This is a genomic window from Alcaligenes sp. SDU_A2, from assembly GCF_038237375.1.
Taxonomy (GTDB): Bacteria; Pseudomonadota; Gammaproteobacteria; order Burkholderiales; family Burkholderiaceae_B; genus Alcaligenes.
On sequence record NZ_CP151273.1, the window covers coordinates 716,972 to 733,197 of the forward strand.

Here is a 16,226-nt window from a genome sequence, read left to right on the forward strand (position 1 = left end):
AGATGGGTCAAGGGTGAAGGCTGCGCCCGGCATCCTCACCCGTTCCCTACGCTTTGCTTCGGGCTGCGGCCTCCGGTCCCGCCCTTGACACCTCTTCCAGCCAGAATCATCACCTACATGTCCAATCGCGCCATAGACAGCGCGGATGACGGGTCAAGGGGTTGGTGCGGCCCGAAGCCCTATGGGCGAGGACACGGCCCCTTGACGCGGCAGGAGTGCTCACACGCTGCGCCCGGGGGGAGGTGTTTAGGGCCATCGGCCCGTAACTCCTGCCCCCGAGGTCCCGCCGGCGAGGGTGGAGAGTCCAGAGAGGCAAAGCCTCTTTGGGAAGTACGCTCACCAATGGAAGCCCGTATAGCTGTTAATCGGGAAGACCTATTGATAGGCAGAAAAACAAGACAATTTCTGCGTGAAGTCTTATTTGCTGGTTTTCCCTACAAATTACCAAAAAAATCCTACACCTTGTAAAATAACGTTACCTAAAGCACGGGAGACAACCATGGCTGAGATCGGCTCGCGCGAAACGGAACTAATTAAAACGATATCCGGTGCTGAGCGCGACCGGCGTGTAGCGGCCGTCAATTACGCACGCTCATCAGTCGGTTTGGAGGGATTCTCGCTCAGTGCAGCAGATGAAGAACATGCTCAACGGTTCATCAACGGGGACATTGACCTCGAAGAATTTGTGCAACCGCGGAGTGCCTTGGTAAGCCCAAAAGCTTAGTCATGACGAAGAAATTATAGGTGGTTGAAGCTAGTGCAGGATAGGCTGTCGCCGGGTTTCGTTGCACACTGCCCTCCCAAAAGAATACAAACCAGCGCAGGGAGAGCTTTATCTTGCGAGAAAATGGATACGTAGCTCGGATTCGAACCGTCTCAAGAAATTCGGTTTAGTCAAACGTCAGAGAACTGGCCCGGATGTTTAATACCGGCCCATTAAATCTTAAGTAAAGCTGGCCGATTGGAACTGAAGTATGAAAGCAAAAACTGACAACAATAACTTTTTAGCAATTCAGGCAAGATTAAGACGCCCTAAAAGTCGATTTTCTGCCATTCATCAAGTTCGTGCCGGCGTTGAGCATGCCTCGCTATTCAATATCTATCAGAGACTCTTCCCATTCAAGACTTCCTTACAGGATTACCACGGCAACCCTTTTCCGAAGCGAGCGGATCAAATACTATCAAACAGAGCACCAGGGCAACCCGTAAATGCGTATAGAGAGATCCTCTGGGCTATCGCACGTTGCTATCAATTCAAAGAATCATTAAAAGAGTATTGTGTGCAACGGCAGAAATTCGAAAGAGCCGTTCTATTAAATGACTACGCTACCTCTTTCGCAGTTTTAAATGAAATAGACTGCCGCTTCGGAAAATCAATTTGGCTATACCAAAATCGCTTGGCAAGTGCCCACATTGCGCACAGCGAGAATGCACCAGCCGAGGTAGCCTCAGGAATTCTGGAAGAGGCTCGAGGAAATTCGTTGCTGTATATTGTTTTACATTATGTTCGCCAACGAATAGAAAGCGCGACTCTGCGAGATAAGTTACGCTCTGAAATTGAAGATCTGATGGCGTCTCAAATTTATTCAAGTTATTTTCGCTCTAAAATTTTTGACATTACAGACTCGAGCGAAGAAGCAGTTTCCAACCTGTTATTCATGGACTCAAGAGCATCAGTAATTGATCACTATTGCTCTTTGGTACTTGTTCTACAGGCTGCGGCTTCCGACAGGATGCTCACCGGGGAAATGGTCGGCTGGATGCTGCCCTGTCTAACACGCCTATACGAGGGAACAAACGACCCGCGCCTCCTTGGCGTCATAAGCTCGATGGGCAAGCCAATAATTCAGACATCCCCCGCCTCACTCGAACGTCTAGCTGCGATTGAGTACTACACGATTGGCGATTACGACTCGTGCGCCAAGAAGACATTAGACATACTTAAACAAGATCCGGCTGATAGTGCGATGCGGCTACTTCGATTAAAGGCTGAAGTGGCCCTGCAACGTCAACCCGATAGTGAAGAAGGCCTCTGCGGAGAGCTGAACGGGCATCTATTCAACATTCTTTCTGCAAACGATAGTTTTTATTCCAGCGTACATGCTTTTATTGTGCTTGCAGATCGCTTCAATGATCACCAGTGGATGCTATATCTCCGTGCTGCGCTTTGGTATGAAATTGGCACTGAAGAAAGAAGGCGAATTCCAAGTTGGATGAGGGACTTCTATGTCCGGGAACAAGAAATATCACCCTTTGCGGCATTAGTATTAGAACCAGCAGGTGCCGAGGATGCGTTAAGACAGTTTGAAAAATGTGGCAACTGCCCTGAAACCATTAAGTTGGTTAGGCAGATTATGGCAGGAGCACCAGCATCGCCTGAAGTCAGTCCAAGAGCAGCCAAATATCTCGCGCGTGAGCTCCTCTCTAAGCAGGATTACGGGGCCGCTGCAAATCTATACAGAATTGCGGCGGAGGGGGATGTTCGTCCTGCAGCACAGCTTCGGGCATGCGGAGGTCAATCCTTGGCCTTAATGCTAAAAGGTGATTACGTCCCTGCCCTGGACATAATAGTTGGCGCCTTTTTGAGTAATCCACATGCACCGCTACTTTTGCCTTTTAGAGAGCTAGTGGAACTGCTACCAGATGTGGATCAGTGGCCACATACCATCAGCTTGAGCTTGATGCTCGCATTGGCGAGTCAATTCGATATTGAAGGAGACCTTAGCAAGACTCGACTGGCCTTTGAAAGATTTTGTGAAGAAAACGGAATATTTAGCCCTTCCCAACTTGTCGATCGCATCAGCGAGTTTGGTCAGTCGAACATTGTTGCCTATCTTGATAATGTCTGGCAGCCCGAAATTATGCGGCAAACTCTTCTGTACATGAAGCCCGACCAGATTGAAGAAGCACGAATTGAGGCATGCCAGCAATTGGCAAAGATTGATTTACCCCGAGCGAGAATTCACAAAGAAGAATTAGCCTCCCGGATTAAACAACAGGAAATATCAAAAACAACAGCACTTGTTGAGCAAAGCAGAGTATATGTGGATATTGAGGCGATTAAACGAGCATTGCGAACCAAGCTCAAATCTTCTTACACGCAGTACAAAGGCGCTATTGCCCAACTCGGAAGGCCGCAGAATGATCTTGTCGACAAGCTGCAATTCCTCTTGGAAGGATTCGATAATGGAAAATCGCTCTCGACTGTACTATCGACATTCCATGTCGTAGATGAAAAAGATGCCCCTACTCAAACCGACATCCAATTCAGTACTTTATTCAGCGAGATAACTAAGGAATTCTTGACGGGTGACCACGGCCTAAATGCTTATCTCAGCACTAGAGTGCGTCACGGAAAATTTGTAGATGCCCTTAGGAAATCCGTAGCTAATGAGCATCTCGTAACAGCGAGGCAGGATGATGGAACGTATGTCTCGAACTCATACTGGTCTACCGCACTGGCTGATCACGAACATAAGGAAGCTGTACTAATAGCACTTCAAACTTTTTCGACAAATTTTGATGCAAAGCTTTTCTACGTTAGAGACAGGCGTCTACAAATTCATTCCTACTATGACCTAAAGGCCTTGGATGACAATACTGAAGGTCTGCTGGTATATCAATTTTCAAACTTAGAACGTAGACTTATGCAGAGCTATGACTCAGATTTTAAAGATTTTGATGAGCTCATAGTTAAATGCGTTGATTCATTGTGGGAAAAAACTGATTCCAATCTAGCTTCCGTTCGGGAATATTTGGCTCAAACTCTTCGGCCTGATCTGATGAAATTGTTTGACGACTTAACTGCAGACATCGAGTCTATTGGTCGACAAGTAATGCCTCCCGGTCTATCAAACGCAATAGCAAGAGCACGCACAGCAGTTCAACAATCATTGGATGGTGTAGCCGGTTGGTTTAAGCGAAGCGAAGTCTACGATCGACAGGATTTCGATATTGACTTCCCATGCCTCATCGCAGCAAACATGGTCAACCGTACACTTTCTATGCCGCCAGATTGGCAAGGACCAAATTACTTGCAGATAGAAGCCGATGGAAAAGTACCCGGTCGTGCACTAGATACTCTAGTCGATGTTTTCTATGTGTTCTTCGAAAATTCTTTCAAGTACGCAGAATCGGAACATGTGCCACTCAAGATCGATGTCTCAATGAGCATGAAATCCGGGGATTTTAAGGCCACTGTTTCAAGCAACGCTTTGCCTCCGACACAACAACGTTTAGATGAGTTGGCCAAATTGCGTTCATCTCTGGCGACTCAAGAATCGCGACGGCTTGCACAAGGAGAAGGGAGGAGTGGCTTCAGAAAAGTATTGCTGGCGCTTAGCAGCCCGCTATATAAATCATCATTCTTGAATTTTGAGCACACAGTGGATGGCGAATTCAAGGTTAACTTCGGCTTCAAGATGCAGGAAGTCATATGAATCTACTTTTCGTTGAAGATGACGATGACAAAGCGGAAAAAATCTCTGCTCAAATATTGATTATTGATCCACTAATTAGATTAACAAGAGCGCGATCTTTTACGTCCGCATTACACGCGCTTGTTAAAAGAACATCTGAAATTGACGGTGTGATCCTCGACATGAGCATGCCAAACTACGATGACTCCCCAGACCCGCCCGAAAATTTCGCAGGAAGGGATTTGTTGCGACAGTGCAAACTACGAAAAATAACTAAACCAACATTCGTAGTAACTATGCTTGACTCATTTGGTGGGGCTGGAAGGCAATTAAATTTGGAACAATTGGACTCGCAGCTTGCTAATGAGTTTTCGCCCGCTTATCTCGGGATTGTTTACTATAGTTCTGCACAGGAGTCGTGGAAGTCGCAACTCGCTACCAAGATAGATATAATTCGTGAGAACAAACGTGAAGCTGCTAATAGTTGACGACAGTCATACCAAAGTTGAGAAAGTGGCAATCGCCATTCAACACGCTGGAGTCGAAGTCGACATCGCACATGAAACCAATGCAACTAGTGCACGACATAGACTTCGAACGGAAGAGTTCGATCTTCTTTTAATTGATCTGCAGCTTCCTGATATTGCGGGGGCTAGTCCAAACCAGAGCGGCGGTTTACATTTTTTTGATCTAGTTATTAACGACACAAAAACCATTCTACCTGGCGAAGTTCTTTTTGTAACTAGTCAGACGGGACTAGAACAAGCCGGACGAAAAGAGGTAGAGCAGCGGGGGAGTGCACTATGTGTTATTTCTGACGGATTAGTCGATTGGATGAGTGTCTTAGTAGGTCAAATTCAACTTGCCGCGAAGAGATCCTCTCGCAAACTTTTGCCAGCAGATGTTGCCATAATTACAGCGCTTGGCTCTGAATTAGATGCAGTACTCAAATTAGATTTCGGGTGGAAGAATTTCCGCGTGGCTGGTGATCCAACGTTGTATCACAGAGGAGAAATCCAGACTCAGCAAGGAAAGAAAAGTATTGTGGTGGCGAGCGCCTTGCGAAAAGGCATGGCCGCGTCAGCAGTAATCGCAACGAAACTGGCATTGAAATTTAAGCCTGGTATTCTGGCAATGACAGGCATATGTGCAGGCGTGAAAGGAAAGACCAATCTTGGTGATGTAGTTATTGGCGATCCCACTTGGGACTGGGGTAGCGGAAAGCACGCTCATAATGATGAAGGCTCACCAGTATTCCACCTCTCCCCAAAGCAGAGTGATTTAAACGTGGATCTTGCAAATCGTTGCGATGAAATCGCGCGGTGTGCTGAGTTCCATAGAAATATTAGAGCTAATTGGGAAGGCGCGGTGCCTCCTGGTAAGTTCGGCTGTCATATTGGTCCCATGGCATCGGGAGCTAGCGTGGTCGCGAATTCTTCAATCGCCAGAGAGATTTCCGCTCAGAATCGAGACTTGATAGCAATAGAGATGGAGGCCTTCGCGGTCATGGTGGCAGCCGAATATGCGACAACCTCTCCTTTATTGTCTGTCGCAGTGAAAAGTGTTTGTGACTATGCGGATAAAGACAAGCACGATGATTGGCAAGCATATGCCGCATATACTAGTGCGCAGTTTGTAGCTGAATTGCTCAGACGGCATTTCTCCGAACTTTGATGCTGTCGAAGAACCCAATCGAGGTGAAAGGCTGGTGGATATCTATTTTGTAGCACTGTAGCTATAAGCTCTGGAATCCGCAGACGATCACCCAACAACCCACTGTACCGGATTTTCGGTACAGTACAGGTACAGTGACCAGTTTTCAGAAGTTTCACAAAAATGCCCTAACCTACTGATTTTAAACTGGTTTTACCTTTTTCAACCTACGCTAAAATTCGCCCTATTTCCCTGTGGAAACACTGTAAACCGCCAAATCAAAATCCCCCGCCGCAACGCGTACCGGTGTAACTTCCCCCCAGGCACCAGACTTTAAAAAGCCATTCCTACACACATAGGAACGGCTTTTTTATTTGCTAAAACGTAGTTCCTTATCCAGGCTGCGGTTCTGCATGACCGATGTAAAAGTAGACCCCGCTTAGGGTGCCGTTCAGGCCGCAGTAGGGTGGGGCGGTGTGGGCGGGGCCGTGTTCGGTGATGTGCAGTGTTGTGTCTTGACTTTGCAGGGACAGGGGCCAGTCGGGTGCGTCGGCGGAGATGGCGGTGCCGTGTTGTGGGTTTGTGCTGGTGATCTTGCCGTCTAGTGTGCAGGTCCAGCGTCCGGTGTTTTGTTCGGCGGTGCTGGCGGAAAATGCGAGCGTGTTGTCGTTGGCGCTAGTGCCTGTCCCCGTCCCCGTCCCCGTGATGGTCAGGGTGCCGTGGTGGTTGCGCCATTGGCCGGCTAGGCTGGGTGGTGGCGTGGTTTGGATGGCGTTGAGCAGGTTCAGTCTGTGCTGGAGTGCTTGCCGGACGGGTTCGCGGTGGGGTGTTGCGTCGGGGATGGCCGGTTTGGGGGCTGCATTCAGGTCGGCCAGGTAGTGGCGTTGATCGGTGCGCAGGGCTTGCGCGGCTTGGGGCGTGAGTGTGGCGCGTAGTGTGGCGTAGCGCGCGGCGATGTCGCGGTCTAGTCGGGCCAGTTCGGGAAAGGTGCAGATGGCGTGTTCGGCGGCGCTGGCGGCTTGTTTGCAGTCGAAGGAGGGGGCTGCCAGGCTGGCTTGGGCGGTACCGAGCAGGCCGAACAGGATTACGGCGGCCAGGGGGCGATGTCGCCCAGATTGATGGGCAGGCACGGCGCAACGGGTGTTTTGGATCGATATCGTGATACGGCGCTGCGTCATGGTCTGGATCTCCATTGCTTGCTCTTGAGTCAACATGGTCGGTGGCCAAAAAGCCATCATCATTGCCCAGGCGGGTCAGTATTGCACCGGCGATGGCACTTAGGTGCGGCGGACGAGTCTGTAGGGGTATCGCTGCGGCCATCATACACAGGAGGGTGCGTGTGGGCGGTGACAGATTATTTGTTACGACGGTGCGGGCATTGCTGTGCTGCTGGGATGGCCGATGTGCGGTCGCTGGCAGGAGATCCATCGCATCGCAGGCGTTCGACGAAGCGTTGTGGCGCACATTCTAGGCGTGGGGTTTAGGCGTTCTATGGCTGCGCCGCTGTGGGCATGCGACGGGATGGTCCGTGCCTGGAAACCGTTGCATGGTGTGCCGCGGGGCTGGCCGGCAGCCGCTGCCACCACCCCACCCGCCACGAAGCGCCGTGCTGGCCGCTTGTTAGGTGCCTGAGCGGGGTTGGGCGATGGTGGCGGGGGTGTCGGCGGGTTGGTCTTGTGCCAGGAACTGGGTGGAGGGGCGGCCGTCGGCGTTGTGTTGCAGGATGCGGGCGGGGCGGCCTTGGGCGTCCAGCCAGATCTGGCCGATGCCGGCACCGTTCCACAGGCGTTCGCCACGTTGACGGTGTTCGGGCAGGCGCGGAACAATGGCCAGGTCGCGGCGCTGGGTAAACCAGTTCAGCGGCGAGCGCGGCGCGTACAGCCAGCGGTTCAGGCGGTCCAGCCAGTCCAGAAGGCGGCGCGGAAATTCGTTTTTGATGCCGCTGCTGGTGATTTGCCAGATGTGGGGCGTGCGGTCTTGATCGCGTACCTGTACGTCGTAGGCAAAGGAATAGTGCACATCGCCCGACAGGATGACGTAGTTGCCCGGTGTGCGGGAGTGGCGAAAGATATTCAGCATGACGCTGGCGGCACCACGGTGCGCCATCCAGTTTTCGGCGTCCACGGTCAGGGCGTGGCCGGCGTAGGTACAGATCCGTTGTATGACTTCGATCAGCTTGACCCCGAACATGGGCGTGGGCGAGACGATGACGGCGGCGCTTTCGTCGAGCAGCTCGTGTTGCAGGTCGGTCAGCGATTCCCAGTCCATCAGCCCGGACGGGCGGCTGGGCAGGCGTCGGCTGCGCCAGCGGCGTGTGCGTGTATCCAGCACGATGACGGTGGGTTGGGTGCGCAGCACGTAATTCCACTGGTCAAAGGTCAGCAGGCGACCGATCAGCGCGTCCTGGGCGACCGGGTCCAGCCTGTCCTGCTCGTCGGGCGCGTTCATCAGCGCATTGCTGTCGTCCAGCAGCGGGCCAAAGACGTCGGGGCGGTTGCCCCAGCCCTGGCACAGCATATAGGCCAGCAGGGCATTGCCCACGATGCGGCGCGAAAAAGGGTGGCCGTAGGCAATGGTTTCCCACTTGGCCGACAGATTCCAGTCGTCGGTAATGTCGTGATCGTCAAAGATCATCAAGGTCTGAAGGTGGGCCAACAGGCGCGCGGCCTGGGGCAGCTCGTCCCTAAAACCGTCCAGCGCCCGGGCTTCGCGCTGCCAGCGTTGCTCGTGCTGTTCGTCCAGCGCGGGCTTGGGCGGCTCGGGCACCAGTTGCCAGGGAATGGGCGACCAGACCAGCAGGTACATGGCCATGACTTCGGCCAGGGTGACCAGGTGATTGTGCGCGTTGGCCGTGGTGAAAATGGGTTTTTCCACGCCGCCGAAAAAGCGTTCGCGCAGGGCCTCGTTGGATTTGAAGGCGGGCAGCAGGTCTTCGCGGCGGTAGTAGCCGGCCGGGTGCGCGTACAACTGTTCGCTGTCGGCCACGACCGCGCCGTCCAGGCATTCGCCGTACAGACCCAGACGCCGGATCAGGGCATGGATGGCAGCCAGCATGGGGCCGGCCACGTCGTCGGCGTAGACCTGGTCGCCGCACAGCATCAGCATGGCAGGCCGGGCATCGCTTTGGTCGATATGCGGGGCCAGCAGGCTGTCGGCGCGCGCCAGACCGTCGCGGGCGGCGTGGTGCGGTTTGCGGCAGGAGCCGAACAGAATATTGTCGGCGCGGCTGCGCAACACCAGGCTGGGGCGCGTGGCACCGGTGTGCAGCAGGTGCGGGGCCCAGTGGGCGATGCCGGCCGGGCTGCCGCCTTCTTGCGCAACGAGCAGGTCGTAATGAATCAGCGTGTCTTGCGGCAAGGCCTGTTCCAGCGCAACATCGATCAGGTGCAGATAGGCGTGGCGGCCTATGGGTACCAGACGGCACTGCGTGGCATCCAGCACGATATGGCGGCGTGCCTGGTCGGCGGGCTGCACTTCCAGGGTCAGGGACAAGGGGGCGCTGCCGACCAGCCACATGACCAGGCGACCCGGCTCAAGGCGTCGCAGTATGGGACCGGCAAGAACGGAAGGCAGGGTGCTGAAGTCGGGGTTTGGGCTCAATCGATGTGCGACGATATAGGCTGAAAAAGACAGGTTTAGTGTAACCGTAACCCCGGTGGCTGCGCATCCGCCGTTGCGGCTGGATACGGATTACGGCAGGTTTGGGGTGGCAGCGGCCCCGGCGCTGCGTTCGCCGCCGCGCCTATTGCTGGCGCTATACTACGCGGCGGTGATGCGCACGGATCGGTTCCTGTCGGGGTATCGCAAGGTGCCGATGGCGGTCGCATTCAGACGGGTGGATGGTTCAGGTATTTTTTACAGTGGATTATGACTCAGCACGACTCTGGCACGCCTAAGCCCACGGGAACGGCGGCTTTTTCTAAGTTTGTTCATTTGCTGCAACTGGTGGCAGACAGCCCGGAGCCCCTGAGCATCCCCAAGCTGGCGGCGCTTAGCGGGTATCCGCGGCCGACGGTGTATCGCAGCGTAGGAGGGCTGGTGGCCGAGGGGCTGCTGATCGAGTCCTTGAATGGCGAAACCTACCAGTTGGGGCCACGTCTGATCCAGTTTGCCAGCCGTAGCTGGGATCGTTCCGAACTGCGTCTGGTGGCGGTGCAGGCACTGAAAGCCTTGCGTGACCAGACGGGGGAAACGGTACACTTGGCCGTGCCCAGCGACGACCGCATGGTGTATATCGAAAAGCTGGAAAGCACCAGTGCGGTACGCATGGCCTCGTACATTGGTTCCAGTGTCTGCATGCACTCGTCCTCGGTGGGCAAGGCCTATCTGGCCGCTTTGCCGCAGGCCCAGTGTCTGGAGCTTGTGCAGCGCCTGGAGTACACGCGCTTTACCGATCATACCGTGACCACGCCACAAGGCTTGTTGGAGCAGGTGCGCCAGGTACAAGAACAAGGCTGGTCGGTCGATGACGAGGAAAACGAAGCGGGCATTTACTGTTTCGGGGCGGTGATTCTAGGGGCGGGGCAAAAACCGGTCGCGGCCATCAGTATCAGTACCTTGAAGTTCATGCAGGCCCCCGACCCTATCCAGGCCTATGTGCAGCCTTTGCTGGACACGTGCCGGCACATCTCCCAGCGCATTATTCAAAGCCCGGTCTTGGCCGACAGCAAGCATATCTGGTAAGTTCACAGCCCGGTTCCGGCGGGTAGCCGGTACATCGGGGCCGTCCACGGCGTCGGTCTTGGGCTATGGCAAGCACAGCGTCTAGGTCCAAGCCCGATTTTGGCCGACAGCCATTCGCGTGCGCCGTTCTACACCACTTCTTTGATTTTCTCCTGATCTTGTCTGGCCGGCCCTGTCCGGCGGGCTGGCAGCGGCATTCCGTGTGCGGCGATCTGTCTGCGGACACGACGGCGGCACTGGGTTTGCAGCCGTTTGCCGATTTTGTAGACTCCCTGCGCCATCCTGTTTTGACCCCTCCTGATTTTTTATACCTCAATATTCCAGGGTTATCCCTAATGGGCGTTGCTTGAGTTGAATCAATAAAATCTCATCCATAATATGGACTGTTTGACCACAATATGGATAACGCAATGACCGACTCAAAGCCCGATTTCGATAAGCTCACGCCCTATCAGTACCCCAATCCCAAGGAAGCGGCCCTGGAAATCGTGGTTCCGCATGCGATTCCCGAGGACGAGCGGGTCTGGGTGCCCCAGGCTGAAAATGTCTGGTTCCGCCCGCTCTGTCTGAACGCCAGCCAGGGCTACTGGACCAATTTGCTGCGCGTGCGCAAGTCGGGCGTGTTGAGCCGCCACCGTCACCCCCAGGCGGTGCATGGTTTTGTGCTGAAAGGCCGCTGGCGTTATCTGGAGCACGATTGGGAAGCCACCGAAGGCAGCTACGTGTACGAGCCGCCTGGCGAAACCCACACCTTGTACGTGCCCGAGGACGTGGAAGAGATGATTACCTACTTCACCGTGAACGGCCTGATGTACTACACCGATCCCTGGGGCAACGGCACTGGTTTCGAGGACGTGTTCACCAAGATCGACATGTGCCGCAAGCACTACACCGAAGTCGGTCTGGGCGAAGACTTCGTTGACCAGTTCATTCGTTGAGCACCGATCATGACCGCATCGGTTCACTATGATTTTTCCGACCAGGTCGCCGTGGTTACCGGCGGCCGGGCGGGCATTGGCAAAGCCATTGCCGACAAGCTGGCCCAGGCCGGTGCCAGGGTGTCGATCTGGGACCTGAATGCCGATTTGTCCCAGCCGTTGCAGTTTCAGGTGGATATCGCCGATCCGCAATCGGTGCAGCGGGCGGCCCAGATGCTGTACGAGCAGACCGGACGCATCGATATGTTGGTGAACAATGCGGGCTACGCCGGGCCGACCACGCCCTTGTGGGAGTACCCGGCCGACATCTGGCAAAAGATCATCGACATCAATCTGGTCGGGGTGTTTACCACTTGTCAGGTGGTGGTGCCGTATCTGCTCAAGCAGCCGCAGGGGCGCATTGTTAATATCGCGTCCCTGGCGGGTAAGGAGGGCACGGCCAACGCTTCCGCATACAGCGCGGCCAAGGCGGGCGTGCTGGCTTTGACCAAGTCCTTGGGCAAAGAGCTGGCAGCCAGCAGCGTGCGGGTCAATGCGATTGCGCCGGCCGCCATCAAGACGGCTTTGCTGGAGCAGATGTCGCCCCAGCATGTGCAGACCATGATAGATAAAAGCCCCATGCAGCGTCTGGGCACGGTGCAGGAAGTGGCCGAAATGACGGCTTGGCTGTGCTCGGATGCCTGCTCCTTCAATACGGGCGCGGTCTTTGATTTGTCCGGTGGCCGGGCGACGTACTGATTTTTTCGCAGCACACAATAAACAACACACACGAGACACATTTATGACTCTGTTCAAACACACTTTGTTGGCCGCGTTTTCCTTCGCGGCTTTGTCCGCCACCCCGGCCCTGGCCGAGTACCCCAAGCGCCCGATCCAGATGATCGTGCCTTGGGCAGCGGGCGGCGGCACCGATACGGTGGCGCGCCTGGTGGCCGTGGGCCTGGAAAAAGAGCTGGGCAAGCCGGTCAATGTGGTCAACCGTCCGGGTGCCGGCGGGGTGATCGGTCACGCCGCGATCAGCAATGCCAAGGCGGACGGCTACACCATCGGTCTGGCGACGGCTGAATTGGTCAGCTACCGCTGGATGAAGACCTCGCCGCTGGCCTATAGCGATTTGCAGCCCGTGTCGCAGATGAACTTCGACGCGGCCGCGTTCAGCGTCAAGGCCGATGGCGGTTGGGACAGCATCGATGCGGCCTTCGAGGACATTCGCAAGGAGCCGGCCGGCAAGTACAAGCTGTCGGGTATTCCTGCCGGTGCGGCGTACCACTTGGCCTTGGCCCAGGCGCTGACGCTGGCCGATATTGATCCCAAGAAAGTCACCGTGGTGCCTAGCCAGGGCGCGGCTCCCGGGTTCCAGGAACTGGCGGCCGGTGGCGTGCAGATCGTGGCGTCGGCCCTGCCCGAAGGCAAGACCATGCGCGATGCGGGGCTGGTCAAGACCTTGGCGGTCATGGCCGACGAGCGGCTGGCCTCCTTTCCCGACGTGCCTACGATAGGCGAAGCCACGGGACGTCCCCTGGCTGCCGGTACCTGGCGCGGTCTGGTCGGCCCTAAAGGCATGCCGGACGAGGCTGTGCAGGCCATTGCCGCTGCTGCGCAGAAAGTGGCCCAGTCGCCGGAGTTTCTGGACGCCATGAACCGTGCCGGTTTTGGCGTGAAGTGGAGCAGCCCGCAGGATTTCGGGCAGTTCATGGCCAGTGCCGATGAAGCCAGCGGCAAGCTGATTCAAGAGCTTGGACTGGTGCAGCGCTGATTGCGCGAAGGGTGGTCACATGCGAATCAATGATGCTGTAACGGGGCTGGTTCTGGCGATAGGCAGTGTGTGCCTGTTTCTGTATGCCCGCACGCTGCCCCAACTTCCCGGCCTGCCGTATGGCTTAGGCACTTTTCCGTCCGTGATCGCATGTGGCTTGTTGCTGGGCAGTGTGGGGCTGATTTTTTCCGGCCTGCGCGACTGTCTGGCCGCCAAGGGGCAGGCGCAGGGGGCACCGGCCAAGGCCGCCGTGTCCTGGCGCGCCTTGCTGTATGCCGCCAGCGTGCCCGGTGCCATTGTGCTGTATATGGCGCTGGAGTCCTGGGTGGGCTTTGCACCCCTGTGTTTTGCGATTGTCTTTGCCATGATTGCCTGGCTGACCCGGCGCTGGAAAATGGCCGCCGTGGTCGCGGCATGCACCACGGCCGTTATGTGGCTGGTGTTTGCCAAGATTCTGCAGGTTCCTTTGCCAACCATGCCGTTTTGATTTTTCTTCAAAGGAACTACTGTGTCTGCATTTTTAGATGCGCTGAACCAGGTGTTCAGCCTGCACGTCTTTCTGACGATTGTGTGCGCGGCGGTGTTCGGCCTGTTCATGGGCGCGATTCCCGGACTGACCGCCACGATGGCCACCGCCTTGCTGGTGCCGGTGACGTTTTTTATGGAGCCTATCCAGGCGATTGCGGCGATTGTGTCGGCCACCGTCATGACCATGTTTGCCGGCGACATTCCCTGTGCCTTGCTGCGGATTCCCGGCACGCCCGCCTCGGCGGCCTATGCCGATGATGCCTACCTGATGGGCCGCAAGGGCCAGCCCGGCCAGACTTTGGGCGTGATGCTGCTGTGTTCGGCATTGGGCGGGATTCTGGCTATTTTGGTGATTTCGCAGTTTGCGCCGTCGCTGGCGATGGTGTCGCTGAATTTCACCAGTTACGAGTATTTCTGGCTGGCGTTGCTGGGCCTGTCCAGCGCGGTGCTGGTCTCCCAGGGCAAGCCCTTGAAAGGCTGTATTTCCCTGGGGCTGGGTTTGCTGCTGTCCACGGTGGGCATGGATTCGGTCGTGGGCATGCCGCGCCTGACTTTTGGTAGCCTGGATCTGAGCGCCGGTATTTCCGTGCTGCCCACCATGATCGGCATTTTTGCGGTGACCGAACTGCTGCGCAAGCTGCCGACGCTGCGCCATCCGCAGGAGACCTTACGGCCTTTGCAGACTAGCCATGTGTTCAAGGGCGCGGGCAAGCTGATTGCCCAGAACAAGCGCTCGGCGCTGGGCGGCACGACCATAGGTACGTTGATCGGCATTTTGCCGGGCGCGGGTGCCGATATCGCCGCCTGGGTGGCGTATGCGATTTCCAAGCGTTTTTCCAAGACACCCGAAAAGTATGGCACCGGCCATCCCGAGGGGCTGATTGCGGCGGCGTCGTCCAATAATGCCTCGCTGACGGGCACCTATGTGCCGGCCCTGGTGTTCGGGATTCCGGGCGATACGGTAACCGCGATTGTGATCGGCGTCTTGCTGATGAAAGGTATTACCCCCGGCCCGATGGTATTTGTGACGGAAGCGCCGCTGGTGTATTCGGTCTACATCTCGTTTGTGGTGGCCAGCCTGTTGATGATTCCGCTGGGCTGGCTGGCGATACGCAGCGCGGGCCGGGTCTTGTCGGTGCCTGCCAGCATTCTGTACCCGATTATTTTGATGTTCTGCATTGTGGGTGCGTATTCGGCCAATAACTCGATTTTTGATGTGGGCATCATGTTGTGCATGGGTTTGGTGGCGTATTTCCTGGAAGAAAACGGCTTCCCGTCGGCACCGCTGATTCTGGCCTTGATTCTGGGCCCGCTGATCGAGGAGAACCTGATGAAGTCCTTGATTAAGGCCGACGGCGATCTGTCCATGTTTTATGACCGTCCGCTGGCCATGTGGCTGGGCGCAATGACGGTCGTGATCTGGTTCTTCCTGGTGTTTGGGGGGGCGCTGCGCAAGCTGTTGCCTGCCCGCCAGTCCGGCGCTGTATCGGCGCGCTAATACGCTTTACCGAGAAAGACGAATCATGAGTTTTAAAGAGCAGTTGTTTGCAGGGCAAACCATTCTGGTGACGGGCGCGACCCAGGGCATAGGCGCAGGGATCGCGAATTATCTGCACAGTCTGGGTGCGCGGGTGGTGGCGGCCGGTCTGGGGGCCGAGCAGTCGGTGCTGCATCCGCAGATCGAGGTCAAGTTGGTCGATGTCAGCGATGCGGCATCGGTTCAGAGCCTGTTCGATGGGGACGAGCCGTTGCACCATGTGGTGAACTGCGCCGGGGTGATCCGGCGTCAGGCCGAGCACCAGTTGGATGTGTTCGAGCAGGTACTGGACATTAACCTGACCGGCACCATGCGCGTGTGCAGCGGCGCGCGCGCCAAGCTGAAAGACTCCGGCGGCACGATTGTGAATATGGCGTCCATGCTGAGCTTTTTCGGCGGTTCGCTGGTGCCGGCGTATGCTGCCAGCAAGGGCGGTGTGGCCCAGTTGACCAAGTCCCTGGCCTTGGCCTATGCCGCCGACGGCATTCGTGTCAATGCCGTGGCACCCGGCTGGATTGCCACGCCGCTGACCCAGGATCTGCAAAACGATGCGGCGCGCTCCGGTGCCATCTTGTCGCGCACCCCCTTGAACCGCTGGGGTACGCCCGATGATATCGCCCATGCCGTGGCCTTTTTGTGCTCCGGCGCGGCTTCCTTCATGACCGGCGTGATTCTGCCGGTCGATGGCGGGTATCTAGTCGCCTGATTCCGGC

Annotated in this window: 13 protein-coding genes; 11 read left to right on the forward strand and 2 right to left on the reverse strand. The window is 56.0% G+C overall.

Going from position 1 to position 16,226, the window contains the following annotated elements:
- Window positions 1-499: 499 nt before the first annotated feature.
- The 4 genes from AADW57_RS03245 (at window position 500) to AADW57_RS03260 (ending at window position 6,092) form a co-directional block, all read left to right on the forward strand.
- Window positions 500-724, forward strand: a complete 225-nt coding sequence (locus tag AADW57_RS03245) for an antitoxin VbhA family protein (protein WP_341668624.1) — start codon at window positions 500-502, stop codon at window positions 722-724.
- Window positions 725-974: 250 nt separating this feature from the next.
- Window positions 975-4,439, forward strand: coding sequence for a hypothetical protein (locus AADW57_RS03250; RefSeq protein WP_341668625.1), 3,465 nt, complete (start codon window positions 975-977; stop codon window positions 4,437-4,439).
- On the forward strand, window positions 4,436-4,906 hold the full coding sequence (locus tag AADW57_RS03255) for a hypothetical protein (RefSeq protein ID WP_341668626.1): 471 nt from the start codon (window positions 4,436-4,438) through the stop codon (window positions 4,904-4,906). Before AADW57_RS03250 ends, AADW57_RS03255 begins: the two co-directional genes overlap by 4 nt.
- Entirely contained in the window at window positions 4,887-6,092 is a 1,206-nt protein-coding gene (locus AADW57_RS03260; RefSeq protein ID WP_341668627.1) for a phosphorylase family protein, read from the forward strand. Before AADW57_RS03255 ends, AADW57_RS03260 begins: the two co-directional genes overlap by 20 nt.
- A 371-nt stretch (window positions 6,093-6,463) precedes the next feature.
- Here AADW57_RS03260 and AADW57_RS03265 read toward each other — a convergent pair whose 3' ends face one another.
- Together AADW57_RS03265 and AADW57_RS03270 are read right to left on the reverse strand one after the other, a co-directional pair.
- A complete protein-coding gene (locus AADW57_RS03265) occupies window positions 6,464-7,285 on the reverse strand; it encodes a lysozyme inhibitor LprI family protein (RefSeq protein ID WP_341668628.1) in 822 nt (273 codons plus the stop codon).
- 406 nt (window positions 7,286-7,691) lie between these two features.
- Window positions 7,692-9,587, reverse strand: a complete 1,896-nt coding sequence (locus AADW57_RS03270) for an alkaline phosphatase family protein (protein WP_341669646.1) — start codon at window positions 9,585-9,587, stop codon at window positions 7,692-7,694.
- Between the two features lie 351 nt (window positions 9,588-9,938).
- On the opposite strand from AADW57_RS03270, the gene AADW57_RS03275 reads away from it, so the two are divergent.
- The 7 genes from AADW57_RS03275 to AADW57_RS03305 all read left to right on the forward strand — a co-directional run bounded on the left by AADW57_RS03275 (window position 9,939) and on the right by AADW57_RS03305 (window position 16,219).
- A complete protein-coding gene (locus AADW57_RS03275; RefSeq protein WP_341668629.1) occupies window positions 9,939-10,754 on the forward strand; it encodes an IclR family transcriptional regulator in 816 nt (271 codons plus the stop codon).
- A gap of 410 nt (window positions 10,755-11,164) precedes the next feature.
- Window positions 11,165-11,692 (forward strand): 2,4'-dihydroxyacetophenone dioxygenase family protein, encoded by a 528-nt coding sequence (locus AADW57_RS03280; RefSeq protein WP_341668630.1) that lies wholly within the window; start codon window positions 11,165-11,167, stop codon window positions 11,690-11,692.
- Window positions 11,693-11,701: 9 nt separating this feature from the next.
- Window positions 11,702-12,430 (forward strand): SDR family NAD(P)-dependent oxidoreductase, encoded by a 729-nt coding sequence (locus AADW57_RS03285; RefSeq protein ID WP_341668631.1) that lies wholly within the window; start codon window positions 11,702-11,704, stop codon window positions 12,428-12,430.
- Window positions 12,431-12,473: 43 nt separating this feature from the next.
- The gene (locus tag AADW57_RS03290; RefSeq protein ID WP_341668632.1) at window positions 12,474-13,448 is read left to right on the forward strand and encodes a tripartite tricarboxylate transporter substrate binding protein; all 975 of its coding nucleotides are present in this window, start codon (window positions 12,474-12,476) and stop codon (window positions 13,446-13,448) included.
- A gap of 19 nt (window positions 13,449-13,467) precedes the next feature.
- Window positions 13,468-13,935, forward strand: a complete 468-nt coding sequence (locus AADW57_RS03295; protein ID WP_341668633.1) for a tripartite tricarboxylate transporter TctB family protein — start codon at window positions 13,468-13,470, stop codon at window positions 13,933-13,935.
- Window positions 13,936-13,956: 21 nt separating this feature from the next.
- Window positions 13,957-15,474, forward strand: coding sequence for a tripartite tricarboxylate transporter permease (locus AADW57_RS03300; RefSeq protein WP_341668634.1), 1,518 nt, complete (start codon window positions 13,957-13,959; stop codon window positions 15,472-15,474).
- Between the two features lie 25 nt (window positions 15,475-15,499).
- Entirely contained in the window at window positions 15,500-16,219 is a 720-nt protein-coding gene (locus tag AADW57_RS03305) for an SDR family NAD(P)-dependent oxidoreductase (RefSeq protein WP_341668635.1), read from the forward strand.
- Window positions 16,220-16,226 lie beyond the last annotated feature (7 nt).